This window comes from Arhodomonas sp. KWT, from assembly GCF_010993615.1.
Window position 1 is genome coordinate 1 of the sequence record NZ_WNXE01000616.1, and the last position, 984, is coordinate 984.

At 72.2% G+C, this 984-nt stretch carries 2 protein-coding genes; both read right to left on the reverse strand.

Translation table 11 applies throughout. The features are described 5' to 3' along the window. Positions 1-100: 100 nt before the first annotated feature. Positions 101-562: a transcription antitermination factor NusB gene (nusB, locus tag G7A99_RS21160; RefSeq protein ID WP_018716346.1), complete on the reverse strand. Its 462-nt coding sequence runs from the start codon at positions 560-562 to the stop codon at positions 101-103. Between the two features lie 8 nt (positions 563-570). After that, positions 571-984: a 6,7-dimethyl-8-ribityllumazine synthase gene (gene ribE / locus G7A99_RS21165; protein ID WP_163143887.1), complete on the reverse strand. Its 414-nt coding sequence runs from the start codon at positions 982-984 to the stop codon at positions 571-573.

The window sequence follows — 984 nt, forward strand, 5'->3', positions numbered from 1 at the left end:
CGGGCCTCGATCTCCCAGAGGCCGTCCTCGCGGCGGAAGCCGTCCAGCTCGATGCGGCGGCGGTGCAGGCGACGGCGCGGCGCGGGCTCGGGCAGGGCCATCAGCCTTCCCCGGCGCCGAGCTCGGCGCGGCGCAACGCGCTGTCGTGGCCGACGCGGTCGAGCACGCCGTTGATGAAGCGGTGGCTCTGCTCGGCGCCGAACGCCTTGGCGAGCTCCACCGCCTCGTTGAGCACCACCCGGTAGGGTACCTCCATGCGCTCCAGCAGCTCGTAGGCCCCCAGGCGCAGGATCGCCTTCTCCACGGGGTCGAGGGTGCGGAACGGGCGGTCCAGGTGCCCCTCGAGCGCCGCATCCAGGCGCGAGGCCGAGGCCGGGACGCCGTGGAGGAGCACGGAGAAGTACTCCAGGTCCGTGCGGCCCATGCGGTAATCCTCGAGGAACTGCTTCTCGATGGAGGCGATGTCCTGGCCGGCGACCTGCCACTGGTAGAGCGCCTGCAGCGCACGCCGGCGGGCCCGGCTGCGCCGGCGATAGTCCTCGTAACGCGGGGTTGGGGTCATCTGCGTCCTCAGTCGAGCCGCCGCAGCAGGCTGATCATCTCGAGCACGGACATGGCCGCCTCCGCGCCCTTGTTGCCGGCCTTGGTGCCAGCGCGCTCGATGGCCTGCTCGATGGTGTCGGTGGTGAGCACGCCGAACGCCACTGGCACATCCGCACCCATCTGCACCTGGGCGAGGCCCTTGGTGCACTCGCCGGCGACGTAATCGAAGTGCGGCGTGCCGCCGCGGATTACGCAGCCGAGCGCCACGATGGCGTCGTAGCGCCCGGCCCCGGCCAGGCGCTGGGCCGCCAGCGGCAGCTCCCAGGCACCGGGCACGCGCACCAGGTCGATGCCGGCGTCGTCCACGCCGTGCCGGGTGAGGCAGTCGTTCGCGCCCTCGACGAGGCGGTCGACGATGAATGCGTTGAAGCGCGTCGCCAC